This is a genomic window from Bacillota bacterium (assembly GCA_013178125.1).
Classification (GTDB): Bacteria; Bacillota; SHA-98; order Ch115; family JABLXJ01; genus JABLXL01.
The window spans coordinates 160871-180798 of the sequence record JABLXJ010000004.1 but is presented as its reverse complement, the minus strand read 5'-3'; the positions used below and the strand labels follow the sequence as shown (position 1 = coordinate 180798).

The 19928-nt window shown below is 59.6% G+C and carries 17 protein-coding genes; 1 reads left to right on the top strand and 16 read right to left on the bottom strand.

Going from position 1 to position 19928, the window contains the following annotated elements:
- Window positions 1-36: 36 nt before the first annotated feature.
- The 15 genes from recA to rlmN form a co-directional block, all read right to left on the bottom strand.
- Window positions 37-1104 (bottom strand): recombinase RecA, encoded by a 1068-nt coding sequence (gene recA, locus HPY71_05215; GenBank protein NPV52907.1) that lies wholly within the window; start codon window positions 1102-1104, stop codon window positions 37-39.
- Between the two features lie 206 nt (window positions 1105-1310).
- Complete coding sequence (thpR, locus tag HPY71_05210; protein NPV52906.1) at window positions 1311-2030, bottom strand: RNA 2',3'-cyclic phosphodiesterase; 720 nt, start codon at window positions 2028-2030, stop codon at window positions 1311-1313.
- Window positions 2031-3503, bottom strand: a complete 1473-nt coding sequence (locus tag HPY71_05205) for a metallophosphoesterase (GenBank protein NPV52905.1) — start codon at window positions 3501-3503, stop codon at window positions 2031-2033.
- Window positions 3504-3577: 74 nt separating this feature from the next.
- Complete coding sequence (locus tag HPY71_05200) at window positions 3578-4831, bottom strand: competence/damage-inducible protein A (protein ID NPV52904.1); 1254 nt, start codon at window positions 4829-4831, stop codon at window positions 3578-3580.
- A gap of 93 nt (window positions 4832-4924) precedes the next feature.
- Entirely contained in the window at window positions 4925-6484 is a 1560-nt protein-coding gene (locus tag HPY71_05195) for an AAA family ATPase (GenBank protein ID NPV52903.1), read from the bottom strand.
- Window positions 6485-6625: 141 nt separating this feature from the next.
- Window positions 6626-7204, bottom strand: coding sequence for a hypothetical protein (locus tag HPY71_05190; GenBank protein NPV52902.1), 579 nt, complete (start codon window positions 7202-7204; stop codon window positions 6626-6628).
- A 115-nt stretch (window positions 7205-7319) separates the two neighbouring features.
- Complete coding sequence (locus HPY71_05185) at window positions 7320-7997, bottom strand: ribulose-phosphate 3-epimerase (GenBank protein ID NPV52901.1); 678 nt, start codon at window positions 7995-7997, stop codon at window positions 7320-7322.
- On the bottom strand, window positions 7963-8874 hold the full coding sequence (rsgA, locus tag HPY71_05180) for a ribosome small subunit-dependent GTPase A (protein NPV52900.1): 912 nt from the start codon (window positions 8872-8874) through the stop codon (window positions 7963-7965). The genes HPY71_05185 and rsgA overlap by 35 nt, the downstream gene beginning before the upstream one ends.
- Before the next feature lie 144 nt (window positions 8875-9018).
- A complete protein-coding gene (gene pknB, locus HPY71_05175; GenBank protein NPV52899.1) occupies window positions 9019-11025 on the bottom strand; it encodes a Stk1 family PASTA domain-containing Ser/Thr kinase in 2007 nt (668 codons plus the stop codon).
- Window positions 11000-12595, bottom strand: a complete 1596-nt coding sequence (locus HPY71_05170; protein ID NPV52898.1) for a cell division protein FtsI — start codon at window positions 12593-12595, stop codon at window positions 11000-11002. Before HPY71_05170 ends, pknB begins: the two co-directional genes overlap by 26 nt.
- A gap of 6 nt (window positions 12596-12601) precedes the next feature.
- A complete protein-coding gene (locus HPY71_05165; protein NPV52897.1) occupies window positions 12602-13858 on the bottom strand; it encodes an FtsW/RodA/SpoVE family cell cycle protein in 1257 nt (418 codons plus the stop codon).
- A 32-nt stretch (window positions 13859-13890) separates the two neighbouring features.
- Window positions 13891-14601 (bottom strand): Stp1/IreP family PP2C-type Ser/Thr phosphatase, encoded by a 711-nt coding sequence (locus HPY71_05160; protein ID NPV52896.1) that lies wholly within the window; start codon window positions 14599-14601, stop codon window positions 13891-13893.
- The gene (locus HPY71_05155; protein NPV52895.1) at window positions 14602-15141 is read right to left on the bottom strand and encodes an FHA domain-containing protein; all 540 of its coding nucleotides are present in this window, start codon (window positions 15139-15141) and stop codon (window positions 14602-14604) included.
- A 3-nt stretch (window positions 15142-15144) separates the two neighbouring features.
- The gene (locus HPY71_05150) at window positions 15145-15999 is read right to left on the bottom strand and encodes a DUF3662 and FHA domain-containing protein (protein NPV52894.1); all 855 of its coding nucleotides are present in this window, start codon (window positions 15997-15999) and stop codon (window positions 15145-15147) included.
- A gap of 1 nt (window position 16000) precedes the next feature.
- Window positions 16001-17155 carry a 23S rRNA (adenine(2503)-C(2))-methyltransferase RlmN gene (gene rlmN / locus HPY71_05145; GenBank protein NPV52893.1) on the bottom strand — a complete coding sequence of 385 codons (1155 nt, stop codon included), beginning with the start codon at window positions 17153-17155 and terminating at the stop codon, window positions 16001-16003.
- A 114-nt stretch (window positions 17156-17269) separates the two neighbouring features.
- Between rlmN and HPY71_05140 the strand changes: the two genes are divergently transcribed.
- The gene (locus tag HPY71_05140) at window positions 17270-17965 is read left to right on the top strand and encodes a histidine phosphatase family protein (protein ID NPV52892.1); all 696 of its coding nucleotides are present in this window, start codon (window positions 17270-17272) and stop codon (window positions 17963-17965) included.
- A gap of 347 nt (window positions 17966-18312) precedes the next feature.
- On the opposite strand, the gene HPY71_05135 is transcribed toward HPY71_05140, so the two are convergent.
- Window positions 18313-19860 (bottom strand): hypothetical protein, encoded by a 1548-nt coding sequence (locus HPY71_05135; GenBank protein NPV52891.1) that lies wholly within the window; start codon window positions 19858-19860, stop codon window positions 18313-18315.
- Window positions 19861-19928: the final 68 nt, after the last annotated feature.

Genomic DNA, 19928 nt, shown 5'->3' with positions numbered 1-19928 from the left:
TCTATTTCCCGGGTGACTTTCAAGCCATCTATAAATCTATTCCCTTGATGCCCCAGGCGGCCCACCAGCTGCCGCCGCCTGAGCATGAGCCTGGGCCTGCGGCTGTTGCTGCTGTCTTAGCCCGAACGCTTCCCGTATTTTACCCTCTATTTCGGCAGATATATCCTTGTTCGATTTGAGGAATTCCCTCGCGCTCTCCCTGCCCTGGCCGAGCCTCAGCTCGCCGTAGGAGTACCACGAGCCGCTCTTCTTGATAACATCGACGGTCTCGCCGAGATCCAGGATATTCCCCTCGCGGGAGATGCCCTGGCCGTACAGGATATCAAACTCCGCCTCCCTGAAGGGCGCCGCCACCTTGTTTTTAACAACCTTCGCCCGCGTCCTGTTTCCAACGATGTCGTTGCCCTGTTTCAGGGACTCAACCCTCCGGACCTCGAGCCTGATTGTCGCATAGAACTTCAAGGCCCGGCCGCCGGGCGTGGTCTCAGGATTCCCAAACATTACGCCCACCTTTTCGCGTATCTGGTTTATAAATATGGCGCAGGTCTGGGATTTCCCTATGGCCGCGGTGAGCTTGCGGAGAGCCTGCGACATGAGCCTGGCCTGGAGGCCGACATGAGCATCGCCCATCTCGCCCTCGATCTCAGCCCTAGGCGTCAGCGCCGCAACCGAATCGATCACGATGACATCGATGGCGCCGCTTCTCACAAGGGCCTCGGCGATTTCAAGGGCCTGCTCCCCGGTGTCGGGCTGGGATATCAAAAGATCGTCGATGTCCACCCCGAGATTCTTTGCGTAAGTTGGATCCAGGGCATGTTCCGCGTCGATAAATGCCGCAGTGCCCCCGGCCCGCTGCGCCTCGGCAATGACGTGAAGCGCAACTGTGGTCTTGCCCGAGGATTCCGGGCCGAAAATCTCCACGACCCTCCCGCGTGGCATCCCGCCGACGCCGAGGGCAATGTCGAGGGATAGCGAGCCGGTGGGTATTGCTGCCACGTTGAGCTTCGCACCGGCCTCCCCGAGTCGCATAATTGATCCCTTGCCGAACTGTTTCTCAATTTGCAAAAGCGCCATATCCAGCGCCTTATCCTTCTCCACTTCCATTGAACCTCCCTGTATAGAACCTCTGTAGGCTTTACGGTAAGATTGTACCATACAACATGGACCCTGACAAGCCAGGCGGCGATGGCGCGATGGCGCGACGGCATAGCACGATGACCAGCCGGCGACGATGACGACGTCACGGCGGCGGGACAGAGGCACGCCAGCCCGCTATCGCGCTAAGGTGAAACGGCCTGAAGCGGCCCGGGTTACCGGAGCGCGTATTCCGCCAGGACGGAATAAATGGGCCCCTGCGGCCTCAGCTTGCTCTCCATGAGCAATACCTTTGACACATTCATGGAGCCGATCACCAGCCCCCGTCCACCCCCGTCGGCACCCCCAGAATCGCCAACATCGCCAGGACTGCCGGGACCGCCAGAAATTAAGCCCTCGAGCGCCTCAGAGAGCGCATGCAGATTCCGCTCGGACCTCACCCTCCCTATGGTGAGGTGCGGGGTGAACCCCCTCTCCTCGCGGCTGAATCCCACCCCGGCCAGTGCATCATCCATCGCCCCTGCAAGCTCCCTCAGGCCCGATTGGTCCCTGTCCACCCCGATCCATATGACGCGCGGGCGCCTTGTATTCGGGAAGGCGCCGACTCCCGAAAAGGAGACGCTGAACCCGGCCCTCGCATGGCTTGCGCTCTCCATGGCGGCCTTCACCTGCTCGAGCTTGTCCCGCGGCGTTTCGCCGAGAAACTTCAGTGTAAGATGCAGATTTGGCCCCTGAATCCACTTGACGTCAGCGCCGCACCGTGCGAGCCTATCCTCTATCTCCAGGACCCTGCCCCGCAATGCGGGCTCAAGCGCTATCGCGACGAATAACCGTATAACCTCCAACCCTCTCCACCTCGCTCGCGGCCCGACTAGGTGATATTGATATCTATTCTCTATGACTCCATATTTTCCTTCTTCTTCCATAGAAATCATCTATGGGTGTTCTTGCTGAGCGGGATCGATAATCCTCCTCTCCAGCACAAACCCACCATCTACACTGGACAGGGTTATCGTATCCACCGCGACGAGCCGTGCCTCAGAACCGTCCCCCTCCTGCCGGGATATGTGGAGAAGCGCCAGGGATAGAGGGAGCGGCCTCGAGCTTTGAAGCCCCCGCAGGCCGGCACCGCCGGTCGTGCCGGCATCGACGACCACCGTCCCGCCCGTCCCGTCCTCAACCCCGCCCCTGGTCTCTACCCCGAGCTTGTGATCGTGACCGTGAAGAATTACAGGCACGCGGCCGACGAACGGCTCGGCCACCCTGTAGTCATGGGTGGCGAAAATCGCGGGCCGGGGACTGGCACCCGCAAGGAGCCTCTCCGCCTCGGCCCTTGCTTTTTCAATTTCTTCATTTGAAGCGGGAGCCATGTCATCCCTGCGGGAGCCAGGGTCGTCGATCCCAGCGATGGCGATGCCGCGCACGACGACCCTTCGTCCCCCGAGCATGACGGCGTTGGGATACCGGGCTATGGCCTTCAAGACCGCCGGGGAATCGTGATTCCCTCCAACAAAGACATATGGCACCCCGAGGTTGCGGATGAAGCCTGTCAGTGCAGCCTCTACCCTCGTCCCATAGTCAGTTATATCCCCTGTGTCTACCACAAAATCGACGCGGAAGCTCTCTACAACCTTCTGGATGAAACCAATAGCCGCCGGGTTGTTATGAATATCCGATACATGCAGCACCCTGATTACCTGATCGCCACCTCTTACGGGCCTCAGAGCCTCTGCGCGATTAAAGATGTTCGAGATATTGGCGGCAAACGCCTCCGTGCTGGCCCTTATCTCCCCGACCTTCGCAACACTCCTGTCTAGTATTGCAAGCATCCAGGGCGCAGCCTCGATAATGCCCTGGTACTCTGGTTTTCTAAAGGCGTCGGGGTTGTATGTGAGCCAGGTAGAGGCGAGCAGAAGGGAAATAGTCAAAAAACCTGTGAGCCCACCCAGGAGAATACGACGCGCTAGCTCCCGAGAGGGCGTCCCCCGGGCCAGGTAGACTCCAAAGGCGCCCCCAAAGATCCCGAGAATCAGGAGCCTCGCGACAAATCTGATCATGAGGTCGTATCCCGCGTTCCGGAAGATGTCCGAAAAGCGGGAGAAATCCCCTGATATCGCGAACCGGGATTGCAGGAAGGCTGGATCAACGTCCTTGAGCGTCAGGGTGAGCGTCAGGGGGGCGAAGTGGGTCCTGGCCTGCACGCGTCCTATGGGGGGAATGGCAAGGCGGCTGATACCGGGCGCGCCAGGCGCAACCACCCTCGCCGCAACCTCGATTCGAAGGCCCCCCACATCATAGGGCACCTTCCCGAACAGATTAACGAAGGCTATAGCCCCGAGAATGGCCACGATAATGGGGAGGATCCATGCAAGCCGCCTGAAACGGCACAACACGCCCCTCGTCGTCATCCATCACCCTCCCCTCCCACAAAACTGGTATTGCGACGAAACTGGTATTAGAAACTGGTATTATATAATATGGCCTAGTGCCAGAGGAGATGCAGTCGCAACATGTTGAGGGCCTGTTTAGCTGCGCGCTCTCGCACCTCGTCCCGGTCCCCCGGGAAGACCGACCGGCATGACCAGGCGGATGTTCCAGATACCAGGGCCATATACACAAGCCCCACGGGCTTGCTGGCGCTCCCACCGCCTGGCCCGGCTATGCCCGTTATGCCGAGACCGATGTCGGCACCTGCGGCCCTTCTGGCCCCGCGAGCCATCGCCAGCGCCGTCTCCCTGCTCACGGCGCCGAACCTCCCGAGCACATGCTCCTCAACGCCGAGAATCCTGGTCTTCGAGGTATTGCTGTAGCTCACCACACCAAGCAGGTAGGCCTCGGATATCCCCGGGACCGAGGTGAGCCAGCTCGAAAGGAGCCCCCCTGTGCATGACTCGGCAACAGCCAGCCGGACGCGCTTTTCCAAGAGGAGCCGCGCCACAGCCGTCTGGAGTCTATCGTCGTCGGTGCCGTAGACGAGATGGCCAAGCCTCTCCCGCAGTTTATCCTCCACCTCGCTGACAAGGCGGACGGCCTCCTCCTCGCTGGGCGCCTTGGCGGTTATCCTGAGAAGCACCTCTCCCGTGTATGCAAGTGGGGCAATCGTCGGGTTGGTCTGCCCCCTCAAGATATCCTTCACCATCTCTTCCACAGCGGATTCGCCCATGCCCGTTATCTTGAGGATCCTGGATTTAATCACCGCCCGCCCGCCGCCCGTCTCCTGCATTTTCTGCGCAAGGTAGGGGATGACGGCGTCCTCCATCATTGCCTTCATCTCGCGCGGCACGCCGGGGAGGCATATGATCGTCCTGCCATCCTTCTCCACGAGCACGCCGGGGGCCGTCCCCCGGCTATTGGGGATCGGCCGGGCCGAGCGCGGCAACAGCGCCTGCCTGATGTTGGACTCGACCATCTCCCTCCCGCGCTCGGCGAAGAACGCCTTTACGCGCTCCAGCGAGCCCTCGTCCAGAACCATGTCCTCCCCCAGCACGGATGCCACTACATCCTTTGTCAGGTCATCGTCGGTCGGGCCGAGCCCCCCCGTGATTATCACGAGGTCGGAGCGCCTCAACGCGTCCAACAGCTCCGCCGCGATCCTCCCGGAATTGTCGCCGACCGAGGACTTGTGAAAGACATCCACGCCTATCTCAGCAAGCCTCGTCGCAATATACGCAGAGTTCGTATCGATTACGTGCCCAAGCAGGAGCTCAGTTCCTACGGTGATTATCTCGGCTTTCATCAATAAAAAGATGCCTCCCCGTTCGATCTATTTGATCCGGCGGCCTGCTTCATCTATCGCAAACAGAGGCGCTCGCTCGTCGCCCAGGCGCGCTCAGGCGCTCTGGGCCACGCGCGATGCTGCCTGCCGCGACCCTGCCTGCCGCGGAGCCGCCGCCTGCGACGACGAAACCGCGAGGATCGCCCTCATCTCATCCCCTTCGATCTTCTCGCGCTCAATGAGCATGATAGCTATCTCGCTGAGAGCTCCGCGGGCCTCCTCCAGGATCCTCCTTACACGCTTCTCCTGTTCAGAGATTATTTGTCTTGTGGCCTCGTAAAGGACAGCCCGGGGCAGCTCATCGAGTTTAACGATCCCGAGCCGCGACATGCCAGACGCGATCATCGTATGAACCTGCTCCACAGCCTGCTCGAAATCGGCAGCAGCGCCTGTGCTTCGATTGCCGCAGGCGAGCTCCTCCGCCAGAGCCCCGGCCAGGAGGATCGCTATCTGGTCCTCCAGGTAATCCCTGGTATAGATATAGCGGTCATCCCCTTCCGATTGTCGCATGTAACCCAGGGCCCGCCCCCGCGACGTCACAGTCACGGTGGAAACGGAATTCGCCCTCAGCTTCTCGCTCACGATGGCGTGGCCGGCCTCGTGGTATGCGATCCTGGATAGCTCGTCGTGACTCGGGCGCCTGTCCAGCTTCTCGCCCATGATGACCTTGTCCATGGCCTCCTTGAATTCCGCCTTCCCAATGACATCCCTGCCCTCCCGCATCGCAAGGATCGCGGCCTCATTGACGAGGCTCTCGAGGTGAGCCCCGGAAAAGCCGAAGGCATCCCGCGCGACCTCCTCAAGATCCACGTCCGGCGCCAGCGGCTTGCCGCGGGCGTGAATCCTCAGGATATGAAGCCTCCCACTCCTGTCCGGGAGATCAACCCTCACGACCCGGTCAAACCTGCCGGGCCGCGTCAGGGCCGGGTCGAGGAGATCAGCCCTGTTTGTCGCGCCTATAACAAGAACCCTGACGTCGCCGCTGGAGTCTATTCCGTCCATCTCCACAAGCAACTGATTGAGGGTCTGGTCATATTCCATATGACTGCTATGTTTTCCCCGTTTCCCGCCCAGGACCTCGATTTCATCGATAAACACTATTGCGCCCGGCTTACCACATTTCCTGGCCAGCGTCCGCGCCTTTTTAAATAACTGCCGGACCCGCTGAGCCCCGACGCCGGCGTACATCTCGATGAATTCGGATCCCGACGCGGCTACGAAAACGGAGTCCGTATAGCTTGCGGCTGCCTTAGCCAATAAGGTCTTTCCCGTGCCAGGCGGGCCGGTGAGCAATATCCCCTTCAGCGGGCGTATCCCCAGGTGCTTTGTGACCTCGATATTCTTCACGAACTCCAGGGCCTCAACAAGCTCCCGTTTTGCCGATTCCTGCCCGCCGATATCGTTAAAGGTAATCAGGCTCATACCCTGGATGGCCTCGCCGGTCCCGAGGGTCGAAAACCTCTTCCCTATCCCGTTTATACCATTATTGGCCTGGAGGAAATAGAGGAGGGAGACTATGCCTCCCAAAATAAAAAGCGAGCTGAGATCGTATCCACTGAGCATCAAGTATATGAGGCCGGCCAGGCCGGCACCTATACCGATCTCCCTAAGCATACCAAGCTCCCTTCCCTCTTCTTCAGGTTTACATAACTAAACGTCCTGTACATTATATCATAAGCTCGCCCGGCAAGCTAGGAAGACCAGCCGCCAATCCCTGGAAGAGGTCGGGCCTCGCAACTCGCTGCTTACCGCTATTCACCACGGGCCAGGGCCTGCACCACCGGCCCCTGTTTGCGCCGGGATGGATATAGGAGGCTGAAAAGCCACCCGAGGTACGATTTCATAGAGGTAATGCGGGCCTTTGTGGAGTTGAAGGTAGACGTTATCACCATCGACGCGCACCCTGTACCTGTCCAACCGGGCCTTTTTCGCCTCAGCACCGATAGACACGGCCATATCCCGAAAATTCCCGGTGGAAATCGCCTCATATATGGCGAAATGTGCTCGATAGTATACCTCGCCAAGCTCCTTCGTCCAGGCGTCTTTGACGACGACAGCCTTCAGTCTGTGGCCCAATATGGAACGCGCGCCGTCCCTGAGATCGAGATAAGTCTCGCGCAGGTCATCAACGTCAGCCAGGGTAACCTCGAGCACAGAGCCAGCCTTCGTCTCCGTTATGGAATAGGACCTGACAACGCGGGAATTCCGCAGGAAGTCCCTTAAGGGTTTTTCGACCTGCGTCCTGAAGGCGAGATACCTCATCCCCACTATAATGCCGAGGGTTATGACAAAGGCGCCGACAATAACGGAGACGTTCAGGCCCTTGAGCTTCAAACTGCCACCACCTCTTATCCCTGAAGACTCCATACATATCCTGGAAGATCCCATGCATCCCGGGGGACTGCCACGGGGAGAAAAGGCCCCGGGGAACCGATTCCCGGGTGACCGACTATACGCGCGCGCGTAAGGCGCCCGGCAATGATCCCACAGTTCTCCTCAGGTCGTCGATGGCCTTTGCCGGCGAATCCGCTCCGAATATCGCCTGCCCCGCAACGAGGACATTAGCCCCGGCATTCACCACGAGCGGCGCCGTGCCGTTTCCAATCCCGCCGTCAACTTCAATATCGATATCCCTCCCGGATCGCTCTACCATGGCACGCGCGCGGGCTATCCTGTCCAGCGAGCTCTCTATGAACTCCTGGCCGCCGAAACCCGGGTTTACAGTCATTATCAAGATCATATCCACCAGGTCGAGCACATCCTCGATGAAGCACAAGGGGGTGGCTGGATTGAGAGCGACCCCTACCTTCACCCCGTTCTCGGCCACCATCTTCAATGCCCTGTTCAGGTGGACAGTTGCTTCGGCGTGGATCGTGAGGAAATCGGCCCCGGCATCGGCAAACTGGCTGATATAATTCTCCGGCCTCTCAATCATGAGATGGACATCCATTGGCAAGTGTGTCCTAGGCCGGAGGCACCTCACCACAGGCGGGCCGATGGTTATGTTGGGCACGAAATGGCCATCCATGATATCGACATGGAGGAGGTCAGCGTTCCTCACCGAGGCCACCTCCTCGGCGAGCCTGGAAAAATCACTGGAAAGAATCGAAGGTGCTATCTTTATCAATGCCCCGCCCCTCCCTCTGCAATCTAGCAAGCTCTGTTACCTCACGAAGAAAGTCTAGGTAATGGTTGTACCTGTCCTCGCAAATCTCTCCCCTTGTTACGGCCTCCTTGACGGCGCACCAGGGCTCACGGTCATGCACGCAACCTGTGAACTTGCACTGCCCGGTAAAGCGCTGAATCTCGGGGAAGAGCGAACTGAGCTCTTCAGGGGTGATGCCGCTCAGGCTGAGCCGGCTGAAGCCCGGGGCGTCAGCCACCAGCCCGCCAGAATCAAGCTCCAGCAGCTCAACATGCCTTGTCGTGTGGCGCCCCCTCTCGAGCTTCTGGCTTATCTCTCCCGTCTTGAGGCGGAAACCCGGCTGGACGGCATTGAGGAGGGCGGACTTCCCGACGCCCGACGCGCCGGCGAAGACCGATATCCGCCCAGCAAGGGCCCTCGAAAGCCGCCGCACCCCGGCGCCCGTCTTTGCGCTCGTCTTGAGCACCCGGTACCCCGCAGCCCTGTATGGGCGAACCACCTTATCCGCCCTGTACCGGGTGACCAGGTCCACCTTGTTGAAGCAAACAAGGATCTCGAGGGATTCGCACTCGGCAAGGACGAGGAGCCTGTCGATCAACCCGAAGTCGGGCTCCGGGTTTGAAACAGCGCTCACGATAACGGCCTGATCCACGTTGGCGATGGGCGGGCGGAGAAGCCTCGTCTTCCTCGGGAGCACCTCCTCGATCACGCCTCGGCGGTCGCCAACCCCTGAGAAGCGAACTACATCGCCAACCAGGACCTCCCTTTTATCCTTCTTCAACCGCCCGCGGACAGTGCACTCGATCACCCGGTCCCCCGCACGTACGTAGAAGTAACCGCCATATGCCTTTACGACCATGCCCGCCGGCCCCGCCCCGGGGCTGCTTGATGCCCCGACAGCTTCAGGCCCGCCGACAGCGACAGGCTGTTGGGCAAGCTGTTGAATAATTTGTTGTTTACTACTGGGGGGCCATCGCTTCGAATTCATAATTATCCTAACCCTTTAACCCTTAACCCACTCATCCCTGTAAAGAATGCCATCGATGTAAACCCGTACGCGTATTCGCTGGCCATAACCGACCACCTTCTGCTCCACTTTTTCCCCGGGGGAGTGCATACCCCTATAGACCTCTCGCTCGCCATAGTAGTCGTTTACTACTATCCTGAGCTCCTGCAGCTCATGTCCGGATGGGATCGTAGCTGACACTACCGTCACCGTCGGCGTCTGGGCATCGCTTTCGCTCGCGCCCTGGTCGCTCTCGCTTCTAGATCCCTGGTCCTGGCCGGCTCCCAACCCCGGGCCAGGCCCAGGGCCTGCGCTGACTACGAAATCCACGGGTGTATCCTTGTCAACCTCGGCGCCGGCAGGCGGGTACTGGCTGATGATCAGCCCCCGGCGCAGGCGATCATGGGGTTCGCGATCAACCTTGCCAGTGACAAGCCCGAGGCTCCTGAGCTGGCTTGCGGCATCCTCCAGGGTCTTGCCTGTAAGATCAGGCACCGCGATCTTAGCAGGCTCGGGTCCCTTGCTTATCACCACATCCACGGGGATATGTTTCTCGACCCTGGTTCCCGGGTCCGGTGACTGAGCTGCGATCCTTCCCTCCGGGATATCGGCGCTGAAATCCTCCTGCTGGGTTCCCAGGGATAGCTCGAGATTCTCGAGCCTCAGCTCCGCCTCCCTCACGGATAGGCCCCTGAGATCCGGGACCTCGACCATCTCCTTGCCCAGGCTTACAACCACGTAGACCCTGCCATTCATTTTGACTTTCTCCGCGGCCTGGGGCCTTTGAGATATTATGCGCCCCGCTTCCACTTTATCATCGTAGCGCTTCTCCGCGTCATCAAGGCGTATCTTCGCCTCGGAAGCCAGCGCCCGCGCCTCCTCAATTGTCTTACCGACAAAATTGGGGACCTTGACATCCTGGACGTAGAGCCACTCCGGGATCTTGACCGCCCCCAGCACGCCAAGGGATAGCATGGATATCACAATAACGAAGGCCCAGATAATAGCGTTCAGACCCCTTCTATCTGCCTTCCTAGCCTTATCCCTTCGCGAAATAGCCTCCGCACCTCCTCGCGATACCGGCGGGTTCCCAGTGCTTCTGCCCATCCCGAGCGCCTGCGTGGTCATAACCTGCGTGGGGAGGTCCTCTGCCATCATACCATCCGGGATCAAGACAGGCGAGCCGTCGAGCCCGATGAAGCGCTCGAGATCGGCCGCCATATCTGATGCGCTCGTGTAACGCCTGGATGGATCCTTCTCGAGGGCCTTCAGGGCTACCCTCTCCAGGCCCGCAGGAATATCAGGATTTAGAGAGCGCGGAGGATCAGGCTTCTCCTGGAGGTGCTTCAGGGCTATAGAGATCGGGCTCTCCCCCCTGAAGGGGACCCTGCCCGTCAGCATCTCGTACAAGACCACGCCGAGCGAATATATATCCGACGCAACGCCAGCAGATGCGCCTCTGGCCTGCTCGGGGGAGAAATAGCTCACGGTCCCTATAACGATGCCCGTCTCTGTCAGGGTCTCCGTACTCGCCGCCCGGGCAATGCCAAAATCCGCGACCTTGACCATGCCGTTTTCGGTTACCAGTATGTTATGCGGCTTGATATCCCTATGAATTATGTTGTTGCGATGCGCATGGTCAAGGGCCTCAGCTATCTGAAAAGCTATCCAGGCGGCGCGCGGCGGCGCCAGGGGCCCCGCCTGCCGGATCATATCCTTCAGGCTCTTACCCTTGACGTATTCCATAACTATATAATACCTGTCCCCATCTTGGCCAACATCGTAAATACTCACAATGTTCGGGTGGGAAAGGCCTGCTGCAGCCCGGGCCTCTCGCCTGAACCTCTCAACGAATTCCTCATCGTTTGCATATTGAGGGCGCAGCACCTTCACGGCCACTATTCTATTCAAGAGTGTGCACTGGGCCTTGTAGACGATGGCCATGCCACCCTCGCCCAGCTTCTCGAGGATGCTATATCTATTCCCCAGCATTTCGCCGACCATGGAAAACTCCCTCCTCCCGGTGGAGAGCAAACTCCAGGACTCGCCTGGCGACCGGTGCCGCCACAGATCCGCCCGGGCCGCCATTCTCCACGATGACGCTTATCACAAACCTGGGCTTCTCGGCCGGCGCAAAGCCGACAAACCATGCGTGCGGGGCGCCCTCGGGGTTCTGGGCCGTGCCCGTCTTGCCGGCGACGGATATGCCCTCGATGGCTGAGCGCCACCCTGTGCCTGATTCCACAGCGTCGACCAGCAAGTCCCTCATCCTCGCCGCCGTGTTGATCGAAACGGCGCGCGATACCCTGCCCGGCACATATCGCCAGAGCGTCTCGCTGCTCCCGCCCCTCCTCACCAGGGAAACGACGTACGGCCGCATCATCACCCCGCGATTTGCTATAGCCGCCGCGATCATGGCCATGTGCAGCGGCGTGACAAGCACGGGGCCCTGGCCTATGGCGGCCTCCGCGAGCAGGTTTTCATTGTCGCCTGCGCCGTCCCTGGCGTCTGCACCGTTCCTGGCACCTGCACCACCGGGATCACCGGTGCTGCCCTCACCGCGAAAGGTCGGAAATCTACCTTCGTTTACATGAAGATCAAACGGTATCTCTCTATTGAAACCAAACCGCCGCGCGAAATCAGAGAGCCTCCTGCCCCCCATTTTCCGGGCGACCTGTATAAATGCGACGTTGCACGAGAGGGCGAGGGCTGACGCCAGGTTAACCCTGCCGTGGGCCCTGCCGCCCGGGCACGATATCCTCCGGCCATTTACATCTATGCTCCCGTTGCACACAAACATATCCTCTGGTCCGACAAGCCCCGTCTCAATCGCCGCGCTTGCAACTATGATCTTGAAGACCGAGCCCGGCGGGTAAAGCCCTGATGTGGCGCGGTTTATGAACGGGCTCGAAGGGTCCTGAGTTATATCGGGCCAGACGGCATCGAGCCTATTTGCATCAAAAGCAGGATAGCTCACGGAGGCAAGCACCGCCCCGGTGGCGGGGTCGAGGACAACAACCGCACCATTCCTGCGCCCGAGAGCAGCCTCGGCTGCGGCCTGCAGCTCCGGATCTATCGTCAGGATGATGTCATTCCCCCGCGGCTTCTCACCCTGTCTTCGCACCCCTGCCCCTCGCGGCTGCGGTTGCCTGGAGCCCGGACCGGGGACCAGGCCCACGACCGGCACACCCAAAAACCCGGGCGGGAGCCCCAGCAGCTGGCTGTTGAGCGCCAGTTCAATACCGGTCTTTCCATATCTATCGTGGCTGTAGCCCACAATATGCACCAGGGATCTGGGGCCGAAATAGACCCTTAATGTGCGCCCTGGCGGCCTCCCAGCTAGCTTATTCCCGGCGAGGACCTCGCCATTCGCGGCATATATTCCTCCCCGCTCAATTGACTTCTCGATCGCGACCTGACGGGGGTTTCGCGCGTGCATCGCCAGGTAATTGCCGCGCCACCCGACGATATACGCGAGCCCGATGGCAAGGCCAATAAACGCCCACATGAACATATTCAAAAGGCGTCGAATCCGCGCCTGGACCCCGGCGCCCGCGTCACGCATCGCCATCACGCATCTCTATCCATCCGCCCCCCTGCCATGCCGGGCTACATTCGATAATAAACCAACTGCAAGGAAGCTCGAGATGAGGGAGCTCCCCCCGTAGCTCAAGAATGGCATCGTGACGCCGGTGAGAGGGACGAGCCTCAGGACGCCGCCTATTATTGTAAGCGCCTGGAGCCCCAGCAGCGAGGCGAGACCGGTCGCAAGCAAGCTCCCGAACTCATCTCGAGCTCTCAGAGCCACCCTGAGCCCCCTGTAAGTCAGGACAAGATAGAGGGCGATTATCGCCGCCCCAGCTGCAAACCCAAGCTCCTCACACAGCGACGCAAAGACGAAGTCCGTCTCCACGGCTGGAATCACCGAGGGATGTCCCAGGCCTAGGCCCGACCCGAAAATCCCGCCGGATCCCAGGGCGAAAAGGGCCTGGACTATCTGGTAACCCCTGCCGTCCACATCAGCCCACGGGTTGATCCACATGTCCATCCGGACCCGGACGTGGTCAAATAAATGATAGCTCACCACACCACCGAGAATCAATAGCATGAGCCCAAAAATAACATACGACGGCCGCCCGCTCGCAACGTAGAGCATCGACAGGAAAACCCCGAAGAAAAGAAACGCGGCTCCGAGATCCTTCTGTAGAATCAGGAGCGAAAAGGACAGGCCCCACATCACGATGAGCGGGCCAACGTAGGCAAGCTCCGGTGCCCATATCCTCCACAGGCGGCGCGTCGGGATCATGAACGCCTTTCCTGCATCGTTCAAGTAAGAGGCCAGGAAGATTATGATGAATATCTTTACAAACTCGGAGGGCTCAAAACGGAATCTTCCCATACCGAGCCAGGCCCTCGCCCCGCCCGCTGACTTGCCGAAGACGATCGTGAGCGCTAGAAGGACCACGCTCAAAACACCCCACAGGTATTCATACCGCTGGAGGTCGCCGTAATCCCTCAGGAAGATGCCCAGCGCGACCAGGAGGGCGAGCCCTATCATGACCCATGAGAACTGCCGCCAGGCCAGGTCCGGCCGCAGCCTGTATGTTTCAATTATGCCAAACCCCGTCAAGAAGACCACCACCGGAAAGATTACCGGCTCCAGCCGGCCCTTATGTCCTCCCCCCAGGTAATATGCGGCAAGGGAGCAGAGTGCATACAGGGGCCAGAGCGCCCAACTCATGGGAACCTGACCCTCCCAGGAGCGCGAGACGAGTTCTACTGTGGCCCCGCCCAGGATGACCGGGAAGAGGGCGAACCCAACGAGCCTGACCCCCACGCATCGCTCACCCCCACTCATGGACAGCATACTCATGAACAGTATACTACAACCACCGTTGTGTTGTCATGCCCGCCCCCCTCGTTGGCCGCCTCAATCAGGGCTTTACAGGCCTGCTCAGGGTCGTGGGCCGCGAGCAGGATATCTGCCAGCTCCTCGTCGCTTATGGCGCCGGTGAGGCCATCCGTGCAGAGAAGGAGCCTGTCTCCCGGCCTGGTATCCAGGCTTAGTATATCGATATCAATGTGTGGAAAGGTGCCAAGCGCCCTGGTGATTATATTCCTCTGGGGGTGAAATCTGGCCTCCTCTCTGGTCAGCACCCCTCTTCTCAAAAGCTCCCCAACGACCGAATGATCATCCGTCAGCTGGCGGATCATGCCATCCCTCAGGAGATAGGCCCGGCTATCCCCGACATGGCCTATATAAGCCCAGTTATCGCCCATGAGGAGCACCGTCAGGGTCGTCCCCATCCCTATATAACCCGGGTGGATGCTCGCCTGCCTGAATATCTCCGCGTTTATGTCGCTGATGAGGGACCGGAGCCAGCTCTCAGGATTCTCAGGATTCGATGAGCCATTAGGGTTAGTTTCCCTGAGCATCCTGATGGCTATCCCGCTCGCCACCTCGCCGGCGTAATGCCCCCCCATGCCATCCGCAACGGCGAAAACGTTCTCACCGAGGTAAAATGCGTCTTCGTTTTGCTCTCTGACCATGCCAACGTCGGTAAGCGCCGCAGCCTGCATCTACCTCACCCCCCTGAATTGAAAGGTGGTATCGCCGACTGTGATAGTATCGCCAGGACGAAGGCGCACAGCGCGGGATACCCTCTTCCCGTTCACAAAAGTCCCATTCCTGCTCCCAAGGTCCTCCAGCCAGTAGCCCTCCCCCCTCCTCACGATCCTTGCATGGACTGCGGAAACATAAGGGTCCGGGATCGATATAATATTGCCCGGCCCGCGCCCGAGGGACACTACGATGTCAGTCAAAGGGTCGATCGCAAAAAAAGCGCCTGGCGGGAACTCCCCGTGCTCGCCCACAACGTAGAGCCCCGGGCCTGGCTCCGCTCCGCCTGGCGGCCTGCCCTCATCGCCGCCCTCCATCACGGCAGGGAAGCCCCGGGTGCCTCCACCTTCTTCCTCGCCGGGAACCTCTACTTCTATGCCGGGCCGCCCCGACCTCAATCCATATCCCATATCCAGCTGTATCGCCCTGATAATCTGGTAAAGAAAGACATAGATGAGGGCTATGAGCGCGAATTTCAACGCCAGGAAAACCAGAGCCACTTTTCACACCACCCTGAAGCGGAAAAGGGTCTTGCCCACCCGGATCAGGTCGCCATCCTGCAAAACATGGCGCTCGATCCTCTTCCCGTTCACAAAGGTCCCGTTGGTGCTGCCGCAGTCGACAAGGACGAAGCCATCCCTCTCGTACCGCACCTCAGCGTGGTCCCTCGATGTGCTGGGATCCTCGAGAACCACATCGCTCGACTTCCTGCGCCCAATGATTGTAACCCCCTCCGTAAGCCCAAACTCCTCCCCCAGCCGGTCGCCCCGTTCCACCACCAGGCGCGCGGCATGGGGCTTCCTCCCTTCCTCACCGGAACCGCCTCTCGAGCTCATCCCGCTGAAGACCTGGGTCTGCGCGCCCTCCCCGGGGCTCGGGTTGATGCTGGTATCTTCGCTGATGTCCTCGCCGGTTGGAAGCCTGCTCACCTCGCTGCCGGCGATCGCGATTACGGTGCGAAGGGATGAGCGATCTGTCACCTCCAGGTCGCCCTCGACGAACCTGCCATCTACCATAATGGCACCAACATCCATGTCCGGGTCGCCGACGAACCTGACCTCGACCGGACCGATAAAGGCGTAACCATAACGCCCAGCGCGATCTCTCACATGACCCGAGAGCTCGGACGACAGGGTGTAGCCAAGGGGCTCGACCCTTGCGAGGTCGCCGGGGTTCAGATGAACGATATACTCGTTCGGGACATACACTCTGGAGACGCTTATCCGGCGCTCGTCCTCCATCTTGCGGATGATATGCCTCGCGATCTCAACCGGATGCGTCCCGGCAACCCGGGCCCGCCGGAAGAGGCCCTCGACAATGCACTCCACCAGTCGTTCAAATCTCACAAAGGGTCCCATTTCAACCCCTCCATAAGGAACGGCTTCGCAGCTGGCCGCAGGCAGCATCTATGTCGCTCCCGAGCTCTCTACGAATGGTTGCCTGGACGCCATGATCCTCGAGAATCCTTTGAAACCGCCGCACTCTGAAAGGCTCGGGCCTCTCAAATTCCGCAGAATCAACGGGGTTCAGGGGGATGAGGTTGACGTGCGAGGGAAAGCCCGCAACCAGGCCGGCAAGCGCTACGGCGTCAGCATCGCCGTCATTCACCCCCTTTATGAGGATATATTCGAACGTCACCCTTCGCCCGGTCGACTCCGCATACTCCCTGCACGCCTGCATCAGCTCAGCTATACAAAACCGCCTGTTGATCGGCACGAGCTCATCCCGGAGCTCATCGCTCGTAGCGTGCAGGGATACTGACAGGGTTATGGACAGGCCCTCGCCGGCGAGCCTCCTGATCCCGGGCACGAGCCCGCAGGTGGAAAGCGTGATCCTCCTGTAGCTTATGCCCAACCCATCCGGGTCATTTAGTATGCGCATAAACTTCACCGAGGCGTCGTAGTTATCCAGGGGCTCGCCCGATCCCATCAAGACGACATTGCCAACCCTCCGTTCCCCATGTCCCCGCGCGCTCTCCTGCTTCTCGCCATCCCGCGCCGCACCCACCCGAACCCTCAAATCCCTCTGGATCTGCAAAACCTGGTCGACGATCTCCCCCGTCCTGAGGTCCCTCTCAAATCCGCCATAGCCTGTGGCGCAGAAGGCGCACCCCATCCTGCATCCAACCTGAGTCGAGACGCATGCCGCAAGACCATGCTCGTATTCCATGCGCACAGCCTCAACTGCATTGCCATCAGCCAGGCCGAAGAGGAATTTGATGGTGCCATCCTCCGAGACCTGCCTCGCAAGCTCGGAGAGGTTTGTAAGGGACGCCACCTCTGCCAGGCGGTTGCGAAGTTCTTTAGGTAAGTTGGTCATTTCGTCGAAGGAGTTCGCTTGTTTTTGGTGAATCCATTGAAAGATTTGTAGCCCTCGATACCTGGCCTCGCCGAGCTTCGCAACGAAGTCTCCCAGTTCACCGGGAAGGAGGCCTTTCAGATCAACCTTTTCAGTTTCGGTTTCAATAATGCCGGTAATGGGATCGACCGGGCCAACTTTATGGGTCGAATCCATGATTCAAAAACCAGTCCTTTTGCGGATAATACTATAACATAATATTCTTCGTAAGAGCATGCCTTCCTCTCATCTGCAGTATTTCCGTCACGGATATTTCCTACACCATGAAACATGCTGATAATAGTGGATCCCGGGGAGGGTGGTTGCCTGGAGGCTGCGCATGACCTGAACGGCATGCTCGAAAGGATGATTCCCATGGCCACGAAGGTCATACTGGTTAGACATGCTCAGACTGAATGGAATAAAACCAACAGGTACCAGGGGCACCTCGATATCCCTCTCAACGAAAAAGGTCGCGAGCAAGCCCGGAGGGTTGCGGTGCGGCTCTCGGGCGACGACATCAAAGCCGTCTATACGAGCGACCTCGGCAGGGCCCTGGCGACGGCCCGCGCTATCGCCGAGCTTCATGGCCTGGAGCCGACTGTAGTGCCGGAATTCCGGGAAGTAGATGTGGGGAGATGGCAGGGGCATAGCATGGAAGAGGCGAAGGAGATGGACCCTGAATTCTTCAAGCTGTGGATCAGCAACCAGGCTACCGTGGCCTTCCCGGGGGGAGAGTCATACGAGGATGTGAGGCGGCGCACCGTGCCGAAGCTCGAGGAGCTGGTGGAGCATCACCGGGGCGAGACCCTGTGCGTGGTGAGCCACGCTGGACCCCTGAAGGTCATGTTGTGCTCCATGCTTGGGATGAGCCTGGATCACCGGCGGCGGCTTGATATTGCAAACGCGAGCGTGAGCGTGGCGAGGTATGATGGCGGGATTCCAAGGCTCTGCGTGCTGAATGATACGTGCCACTTGCGGGGGTAGGGGATTCCCCGCATTGACCTGGTGGTGCACTCTACCCCGCCCGGCTGAAGAGGTAAGTAAGTAGTCTGCTCGCTCAGGTGACGCGGTCCGGCTGTCCTAGCGCTCGGCTTCGTTGCTCCGTCCGGTCCCGCGGCAATGCGCCGTGTGGCGCGTGCCGCGCAGGCGCCGTGTGGCGCCTGCCGGACTCCGCTAACTCGCCTCGCGCAGGACAGCAACCGGACCGGGTCAATTCGCTCGCAGACTACTTACTTACCTCCTACGTGGGATGCTCTACTACGTGAGACGTATAGGACGATGCACCTCTATCCCACCGGGCGGGCTAGAGTGGCGCGCAATGGAGGATCACCCTACTTGCCCGCGAGCCCCAGCAGCCCCACCAGAACCAGCGCCACCGTCAACATGCTATTGGTTTGCTTCAACCCCTTGAGCTCCTTATCCGTGCTGGCCCTGTACTGGTCGAAATCAGCAGAAAGCTGGTCCAGCCTGGCCTCGAGCGCGCTACTCGCCGAGCTCCTGGATACGCGCTCCGAGGCGACCGCCTGCTCTACACCTGCAATCCTGGTCTCAAGGCCCTTCACTGATGCCTTGATGCTTCCAACCTCACCCTCAACAGCAGAGGTCCTTGCCTCGAGATCTGTGAGCCTCTCATCAATGCCATCGATTCTGGGCGCAAGCTTCGAAGTTATCCGCGGCTCCAGGCTCTTGACCTCAGCCTCGAGCGCCTCGAGCTTCTCCCTGGCGGCGGCGATGTCTTTCCCCTGTGAGTCTATGCTGCTCCCGAGCTCCTCCCGGGCCGCCCCAAAATCCTGAGAGAGGCGCGCCAGATCCTGCCTGGTCGCTGCAAGCTCGTCCTTTGCACCGGCAATTTCCTTGCTTGCGGCTGACAGGCCCGACTCGAGCCCGGCAACCTCGTCGCTTATCCTGGAGATGGCCTCCTCCGCGCCTCCAACCCGATCCTCGAGCTTCTTGTCAGCCTCGGCGAGGCGAGCCTCCGTAGCCGATAATTTCTCAGCAAGAGTCGACCTTGCCTCATCCGACGCGCCGAGCTTGGTCCCCAGTTCATCGAGGTTCTGACCCGCCCTGGCGAGGGTCGCCGCGAGATCATCGACCATCTCCTTCAGTTTGCTGCGCTCAGCATCCCCGGCAGCGAGCCGCGCGTCGAGCGCAGATGCCTTATCCTCGAGGCCGGCCACTCTCTCTCCGACAGCACCCAGCCTCTCCGCGCTCTTCGCGATGTCTGCCAGGATGCCCTGCACCTCCGCCTGCACCTTTTGGATTTCAGCCCGGTTCCCCTGGATATCATCCTGGGCCTTCGCGACATCAGCCTGCGTATTCTGAAGCGCAGCCTGTAGTTTCTGGACATCCGCCTGCGTCTTCTGGACATCCATCTGTGTCTTTTGAACGTCTGCCTGGGTCTTCTGGTTCGCGTAAATCGCCTTGGCAGCATCCTCGCGGACCACAGCGATCGCCTTCTCACTGGCGCTCAACTTGCTCCCGAGGTTTTGCGTTTCGGCTGTAAGGCTTACGAGCTCCTCCCTGAATTCGTTCGCGAGCTTCCGCAGGACCTGGACGTCCTCCGTCGATGCCGCGACCTTCCCCGACGCTATATCATTCAAGATCTTGGCTACGATAGCGGCGAGCGAATACCTGTCCACGGGCTTATTCCCCTGGAAGGTGCCATCCTGGTAAAGTGAGATATAGCCCTTATCCACGAGCAGTTTTACACTCTGGTATGCCCAATGATCCGGCGAGACATCCTTGATTTGCTCTGCAAAGACGCTCAAGCTCAAGGAGGCCAGGAGAACCCCGGTCAGGAAGAGAATCGAGACAAGTAAACCCAAATGAGTGGATGTAAGAACGGCGCGACTATTCACCGGCAGCTTACGCTTGCGCATGTTACCCCCTCCATATTCGCCTCTAGATTACCCTCTCACACTTGCACACTCCTGCTATACACGATTGG